The sequence below is a fragment of the Enterovirga sp. genome (assembly GCF_035325185.1).
Lineage (GTDB): Bacteria > Pseudomonadota > Alphaproteobacteria > Rhizobiales > Beijerinckiaceae > Enterovirga.
On the sequence record NZ_DAOLAJ010000038.1, the window covers coordinates 23,761 to 30,905 of the forward strand.

The 7,145-nt window shown below is 69.9% G+C and carries 8 protein-coding genes; 3 read left to right on the forward strand and 5 right to left on the reverse strand.

Annotated features, from left to right (window positions below; genetic code table 11):
* Positions 1-231 precede the first annotated feature (231 nt).
* Complete coding sequence (locus PKD06_RS09625; protein WP_324379923.1) at positions 232-1,473, reverse strand: amidase; 1,242 nt, start codon at positions 1,471-1,473, stop codon at positions 232-234.
* Between the two features lie 117 nt (positions 1,474-1,590).
* Between PKD06_RS09625 and PKD06_RS09630 the strand changes: the two genes are divergently transcribed.
* The 3 genes from PKD06_RS09630 to PKD06_RS09640 all read left to right on the forward strand — a co-directional run bounded on the left by PKD06_RS09630 (position 1,591) and on the right by PKD06_RS09640 (position 3,477).
* Positions 1,591-2,292 (forward strand): extensin family protein, encoded by a 702-nt coding sequence (locus tag PKD06_RS09630; RefSeq protein WP_324379926.1) that lies wholly within the window; start codon positions 1,591-1,593, stop codon positions 2,290-2,292.
* A 91-nt stretch (positions 2,293-2,383) separates the two neighbouring features.
* Positions 2,384-2,821, forward strand: coding sequence for a hypothetical protein (locus PKD06_RS09635; protein ID WP_324379928.1), 438 nt, complete (start codon positions 2,384-2,386; stop codon positions 2,819-2,821).
* Positions 2,800-3,477, forward strand: coding sequence for a ribonuclease T2 (locus PKD06_RS09640; RefSeq protein ID WP_324379930.1), 678 nt, complete (start codon positions 2,800-2,802; stop codon positions 3,475-3,477). The genes PKD06_RS09635 and PKD06_RS09640 overlap by 22 nt, the downstream gene beginning before the upstream one ends.
* A 56-nt stretch (positions 3,478-3,533) precedes the next feature.
* On the opposite strand, the gene rfbA is transcribed toward PKD06_RS09640, so the two are convergent.
* The 4 genes from rfbA to rfbC form a co-directional block, all read right to left on the reverse strand.
* Positions 3,534-4,418, reverse strand: a complete 885-nt coding sequence (gene rfbA, locus PKD06_RS09645; RefSeq protein ID WP_324379931.1) for a glucose-1-phosphate thymidylyltransferase RfbA — start codon at positions 4,416-4,418, stop codon at positions 3,534-3,536.
* A 106-nt stretch (positions 4,419-4,524) separates the two neighbouring features.
* Positions 4,525-5,409, reverse strand: a complete 885-nt coding sequence (rfbD, locus tag PKD06_RS09650) for a dTDP-4-dehydrorhamnose reductase (RefSeq protein ID WP_324379933.1) — start codon at positions 5,407-5,409, stop codon at positions 4,525-4,527.
* 2 nt (positions 5,410-5,411) lie between these two features.
* On the reverse strand, positions 5,412-6,479 hold the full coding sequence (gene rfbB, locus PKD06_RS09655) for a dTDP-glucose 4,6-dehydratase (protein WP_324379935.1): 1,068 nt from the start codon (positions 6,477-6,479) through the stop codon (positions 5,412-5,414).
* A 29-nt stretch (positions 6,480-6,508) separates the two neighbouring features.
* Positions 6,509-7,075: a dTDP-4-dehydrorhamnose 3,5-epimerase gene (gene rfbC, locus PKD06_RS09660; RefSeq protein ID WP_324379937.1), complete on the reverse strand. Its 567-nt coding sequence runs from the start codon at positions 7,073-7,075 to the stop codon at positions 6,509-6,511.
* Between the last annotated feature and the right edge of the window lie 70 nt (positions 7,076-7,145).

Consider the following 7,145-nt stretch of genomic DNA (forward strand, 5'->3'; position numbering starts at 1 on the left):
AAAGACAGACGGCACCGACCTGCACGCCCGGCCACCATGCACGCTTCAAGATCACGTCCATCGCCGCCTCCTGGTCCGTACCGTAAACGCGACGTTACCATTCCGGTTTCCCGCTGCAAGCGAGATTTGTTGCTGCGCTGCGACGCGGCTCGAAACACTAGTGAAACATTTACCATCCGCCTCGCCTTAACCCGTTGACAATCCTCATGCTGCGCCGCAATGCCGATTGTGTCAGGGCGGCGGCGACAATGCGGCCTCCACGAAGGCGGCGACATCGAGCGCGCGAGCGTCCCGGCCGAAAGGCGCGACCACCTGGATCCCGACCGGGAACCCGTCCGTCCCGCTCAGCCCCGGGACGTTGACGCAGGGGGTTCCGAGCAGGGTCCATAGCCGGTTGTAGCGCGCATCCCCCGTCGTCCCGAGATCGAGCCTCGGCGCGATGCCCGGCGCGGCATAGGTCAGGATCGCATCGACATCCCCGAAGAGATCCCGCGCCTCGTGCCGCGCCTGACGCGCCACGCGCCGCGCCTCGTCATATTCCGCCGGCCGAAGGCGCGAGCCGCGATCGAGCATGGCCCGGAGCTTGGGCGGCATCCCCTCCCCCTCGTGCTCGTGCTCCCAGGCGAGCGAGACCGCCGCCTCGAAATCATTGATCGTCGCATGCGCCGCCCATCCCTCGCGGAGGCCGGAGGACGGGGACAGGTCGATGACCGCGGCGCCGGCGCGCTCGCAGCGCGCGATCGCCTCGTCGAGGGCGGCGACCCCGTCCGATTCGGCCTCGCCGGCAAAATCCTGACGGACGATTCCTAGGCGGGGGGCCGTCCGTTCCTCTTCCCGGGAGGGGCGTCCGGTGACGGCCTCGAAAGCCGCCGCGAGATCCTCGACGCGGGTGGCGAAGAGCCCGAGGGTGTCCAGCGTCCACGCCTGGCATTTGACCCCGACGGTCGGAATCAGCCGGAACGAAGGCTTGATCGCCGCCGCGCCGCAGAAGGAGGCCGGGCGGATCACGGATCCCCCCGTCTGGGTGCCGAGCGCCAGCGGCACCATGCCGGCGCCGACCGCCGCCGCCGAGCCCGCCGAGGAGCCGCCCGGCGTGCGGCCGGGCCCGTGCGGGTTCAGCGTCGCGGTCGGATCGGAGGAGGCATAGGCGGTGGTCGTGGTCTTGCCGACGAGGGTCGCCCCGGCCCGGCGCAAGGCGCAGACGACCGCCGCATCCGCCCGGGGACGCCAGCCGCGACAGGAGGCCGAGCCCATTTCGGTCGGCATGTCGGCGGTGTCGATGATGTCCTTGACCGCGACGGCGATGCCGGCGAGCGGCCCCTGCCGGGCCGCCCGCGGCTCGTTTGCCAGATGGGCGAAGGCGCGAAGGCCCGGCTCGCGGGCGGCGATCGCCTCGCGCGCGAGATCGAGGGCGCCTTGCGGCGTCAGGGCGCCCTGGCGGATGCGGGACCGGAGATCGACGAGCGAGAGCATGATTCCGGTCTAGAGGCTGTCATGAACCCCGGACAAGGGCCGGGCGGCCCGATTCGGGGCAGGCGCCGCCCGGAGAGGTTGACATGCCGTTAACCCGGCCGGGGGCATTTTCGGCGCATGCGTCGTGCCTATGTTGCGTGTCTGGGCCTCGCGCTGATCGTCGCCGGTCTCGTGGGTTGCGGACGCTTCTCGTTCCAGAGCCGGGAAGCCTGGCGCCGGCAGGCCGAGGAAACCTGCCTCGCCTCCCACCTCGTCCGGCCGAGCGCCTACATGTCCTTCTCCGCCCAAGAGATCGACGGCCCCGGCATCTGCGGCATCACCTATCCGATCCGCGCGAGCGCCTTCGCCGGAGGCTCGGTCGGGCTCACGAACCGCCTCACCCTCGGCTGCCCGATCATCCCCTCGATCGACGTCTGGCTGGACCGCGTCGTCCAGCCGGCGGCCACGCTTTATCTCGGCCAGCGCGTCGTGGACCTGCGGGCGGGCTCCTATTCCTGCCGGCCGCGCAACAACCAGTCGGGCGCCAAATATTCCGAGCACAGCTTCGGCAACGCGCTCGACGTGATGGCCTTCCGCCTGGAGGACGGGAGGGAGGTCGCGGTCAAGACCGGCTGGCGCGGCGCGCAGGAGGAGCAGGATTTCCTGCGCGAGGTCTTCGTCGGCGCCTGCCCCTATTTCACGACGGTGCTCGGGCCGGGCTCGGACGTCTTCCATTACGACCATCTCCACCTCGACCTCGCCCGCCACGATCCGGCCCAGAAGCGCCACATCTGCCGGCCGGTCATCAAGTTCGAGCCGCGCCTCCCTCGGGCGGGATGACGCCGCGCCGAGCGGAAGCGAGTGTTGCAGCCCCGCCATTGTGGCGGTGGCGGCGGAGGGGCATGGTCGCCTCCCTCATCGAGCCTGGATCATGCGTCGTCTTCTTCTCGCATTCGGCTGCGCCGCCCTCCTTCTCGCCCCCGCGGCGCGGGCTTCCGAGATCGTGCCCTCCGAAAAGCGCGTCATCCCCTATACCGCCGACCTGCCGACCTGCGGCGATCCCGAGGTCCTCGCCTTCATCACCTCGCGCTTCTCCGAGCGGGAGGCGAAGTTCTGGGGCTCCGACCTGACCCTCGTCGAATACAGCCACATCAAGCCGCTCGCCTGGCGCCCCTGGGGGCTCGACACCATCCCGCGCCGCTATTGCTACGCCAAGGTGCTGACCTCCCGGGGAAGCTGGCACCGGGTCGATTATTCGGTGCGCGAGGATCTCGGCTTCCTCGGCGTCGGCTGGGGGGTCGAATGGTGCGTGCTGGGGCTCGACCGCAATTTCGCCGATTCGCCCTCGTGCCGCATGGCCCGGCCGTGAGGGCGGCGCGCGCCGCCCTCGCCTGCCTCGCCCTCGCGGCCGTCTTCCTCGCCGGGCCCGCCCTTGCGCAGCGGGGCGGCGGCACGCCGGGGGAGTTCGATTTCTACGTCCTCGCCTTGTCCTGGTCGCCGAACTATTGCGAGGCGCGGGGCGACAGCCGCGGCTCGCCCCAATGCGAGCCCGGCCGCAATCTCGGCTTCGTGGTGCACGGCCTGTGGCCGCAATATGAGCGGGGCTACCCTTCCAATTGCGGCGGCAACCGCTCGGCGCCGCGCTACGCGCTCGACGAGGCGAAAGGCGTCTTTCCCGACGAGGGCCTCGCCCGCCACGAATGGCGCCAGCACGGCACCTGCTCGGGCCTTCCCCCGAGCGCCTATTTCCGGGCCGTCCGCACGGCCCGCGACAAGGTGCGGATCCCCGAGGCGATGGCGGCGCTCGACCGCGACAGCCGCACCACCCCGCAGGCGATCGAACGCGCCTTCTCCGAGGCCAATCCCGGCCTGCGCCCGGACATGATCTCGGTGCAATGCAGTCACGGCGCCCTGAAGGAGGTGCGGATCTGCCTGACGCGCGACCTGCGCGCCTTCACGAGCTGCCCCGAGATCGACCGGCGCGCCTGCCGTTTCGGCCCCATCCGGGTGAGCGCGCCGCGCTGACCCCGCCGGGCCCCTCCCCTGCCGGCGCCATGTGGCATAGAAACCCGCAGCATGCTCTAGTGATGGCCTGATCCTGCCGTTGCGATGGCTTTGAGATACATGCCGTAGCTGTTGTTCATCCGGCTTCCTTCGCGCAGAAGCTCTTCGGTCGAGATGAAACCCTGGCGCCAGGCCACCTCCTCGGGGCAGGCGATCTTGAGTCCCTGACGGCGCTCGATGGTGCGCACGAAGGCGGAAGCCTCGTGCATGGCGTCGACCGTCCCGGTATCGAGCCACGCCGTGCCGCGCGGCAGGACCTCGACCCGCAGCGTTCCCTTCTCCAGGTAATGCGCATTCACCGAGGTGATCTCGACCTCTCCGCGGGCCGAGGGCTTCACGCCCCGCGCGATCTCGACCACGTTCTCATCGTAGAAATAGAGGCCCGTCACGGCGAGGTCGCTCTTGGGCTCCTGCGGCTTCTCCTCGATCGACAGGGCCTTGCCCTCGGCATCGACTTCCACCACGCCGAATTCGCGCCCGTCCGCCACCCGGTAGCCGAACACGACGGCGCCCGAGGCAAGCGAGGCGGCGCGTTCGAGCTGGGCGGTCAGGCCCGCGCCGTAGAAGATGTTGTCGCCGAGAGCGAGGGCGCATTTCCGGCCCGCCACGAAATCCTCCCCGATCAGGAAAGCCTGCGCCAGCCCCTTGGGCTCCGGCTGCTCGGCATAGGAGACCGAGACGCCCCATTGCGTTCCGTCGCCGAGAAGGTCCCGGTAGAGCGGCAGGTGATGGGGGGTCGAGATGATCAGGAATTCGCGGATGCCCGCCAGCATCAGCGTCGTCAGCGGATGATAGATGAGCGGCTTGTCGTAGATCGGGAGGAGCTGCTTCGAGACCGCGCGCGTCATCGGATAAAGCCGGGAGCCGAGCCCTCCGGCGAGAATGATGCCCTTCTTGACCACGGCGTGACTCCTGACGATCGGCGATGAGAGGCTGTTGGGACAACGCGACGGGGCCCGGGCCCCTTTCGCGATACGATTCCGCAGACTTGGCGGCGAGGGATCCTTTCTATCCGGGCGCCCCGCCCGTCTCGTCGAGCGCGACGCTCAGCGAATGGCGCCAGGGCGGGGGCTCGATCCCGTATTCCCGGCGCAGCTTTTCGGTGGAAAGGCGCGAATTGGCGGGACGTCTCGCCGGCGTCGGATACTCTGCCGTCGTGATGGGCACGATCCGGGCCGCCCGGAAGCCGCGCGCCGCCGCGCCCTCCATGATGGCGGCGGCGAAATCGGCCCAGCTCGCCTCGCCCGCGCCCACGAAGTGGAACGCACCCGCCGGCGCGTCCGGCTCCCTGGCGAGCCGCAGCGCGATCGTGCGCACGGCGCCGGCGAGATCGGCCGCGAAGGTCGGGCAGCCGCGCTGGTCGGCGACGACGCGCAGCTCCTCGCGCTCCGCCCCGAGGCGCAGCATGGTCTTGAGGAAATTGGCGCGGTGGGGAGAGACCACCCAGGCGGTCCGCAGGACGACATGGCGGGGATTCGCGGTCCTGACCGCCTGCTCCCCGCCCTCCTTCGAGGCGCCGTAGACGCTGATCGGCCCGACCGGATCGTCCTCGCGATAGGGCTCGGGCTTGTCGCCCGCGAAGACGTAGTCGGTCGAGAGATGCACGATGGGCGCGCCCGCCCCGGCCGCCGCCTTGGCCAGGATCGCCGGGGCGAGGGCGTTGGCGGCCCAGGCCGCCGCGACCTCGCTCTCGGCCTTGTCGACCGCCGTATAGGCGCCGCAGGAGATCACCGCGTCCCAGCGGCGCGAGGCCATGACGCGGGCGACCGAGACCGGATCGACGAGGTCGAGCTCGGCCCGCGCCGGGGCGTGGAGGCGAACCTCCCCGGGCCAGGGCTGCCGCAGCAGCTCGATCCCGACCTGTCCCGTGCCGCCCGTGACGAGGATGTCCATCTTCAGCCCTTGGCCTCGAGTCCGAGGCGCTCGCCGCCGTACTGGCCGGCCTGGATCGCCCGCCACCAGGGCTCGTTGGCGAGATACCATGCGACGGTCTTGGCGAGGCCGGTCTCGAAGGTCTCGCGCGGCTCCCAGCCCAGCTCGCGCTTCAGCTTGGCCGCGTCGATCGCGTAGCGCATGTCGTGGCCGGGCCGGTCCGCGACATAGCCGATCTGGTCCGCATAGGGCTTGCCGTCGGGGCGCGGGCGCAGCCCGTCGAGGAGGCCGCAGACTTGGCGCACCACCTCGATATTGGTCCGCTCCGAATTGCCGCCGACATTGTAGGTCTCGCCGGGCGTCCCGGCCTCGAAGACCCGCCGGATGGCGCGCACGTGATCCTCGACGAAGAGCCAGTCGCGGACGTTCTCGCCGCGGCCGTAGACCGGCAGGGTCTCGCCCGCGAGCGCCTTCACGATCATCAGCGGGATCAGCTTTTCCGGGAAGTGGTAGGGGCCGTAATTGTTGGAGCAGTTCGTCACCACGGCCGGCAGGCCGTAGGTGTGGAACCAGGCCCGCACGAGATGGTCCGAGCCCGCCTTCGAGGCCGAATAGGGCGAGCGCGGATCGTAGGGGGTCTCCTCGACGAAGAAGCCTTCCGGGCCGAGCGAGCCGAAGACCTCGTCCGTCGAGACGTGGTGGAAGCGGAAGCTGCCCTGCCGGCCGCGATCCAGGCCCTTCCAGTGCCGCGTCGCGGCCCGGAGCATGCGGTAGGTGCCGACGATGTTCGTCTCGATGAAGGCGTCCGGGCCGTCGATCGAGCGGTCGACATGGCTCTCGGCCGCCAGATGCACGACGACGTCCGGGTCGAAGCGCGCGAAGATGCCGGCGATCGCCTGCGCGTCGCAGATATCGGCGCGGACGAACTCGTATCGCTCGCTGTCCGCGACCGAGGCGACCGACGAGAGCGTGCCCGCATAGGTCAGCTTGTCGAGGTTCAGCACCCGATAGTCGCTTTCCCCGATGAGATGGCGGACGAGGGCGGAGCCGATGAAGCCGGCGCCTCCCGTCACGAGCACGCGCGACGTCAATCGAACCTCCAGGTCATCCAAGCTTGCGATCAGTCGAGCGTGGCCGCAAGCGGCTCGCCGTCATACGGGAAGGGGCTGTCGAACTCCGCCAGCGAGGGCAGAGACCTGTCCTTGTCGGAGAGGACGGGGCCGGCCGGCGGCAGCGGCCAGTCGATCCCGACGCTGTCCCAGCGGATCCCGCCGTCATTCGCCGGGGCATAGTCGTCCGTCACCTTGTAGACGACCTCGGTATCGGGCTCGAGGGTCACGAAGGCATGCGCGAAGCCGGCCGGGATCCACAGCTGGTGGCCGCTTGCGGCCGACAGCTCCGCGCCGAGCCATTTGCCGTAGGTGGGCGAGCCGCGCCGGATATCGAGGGCGTAATCCATGACGCGGCCCGCGACGCAGCGCACGAGCTTGCCCTGCGCATGGGGCGGGGTCTGGAAATGCAGGCCCCGCAGCGTGCCGACGGCGCGGGACAGGGAATGGTTGTCCTGCACGAACTCGGCTTCGATTCCGAGCGCCGCCAGCGCGCGCCGGCTCCAGGTCTCCATGAACCAGCCGCGCTCGTCCCCGAACCGGCGTGGCTTGATCAGCATGATTCGCGACAAGGACAACCCCGCATAGCGCGATCGGGCTTACGAGCCCGCGCGTATATCTCCTGGCCGAGGCGGAGCGCAAACCGGG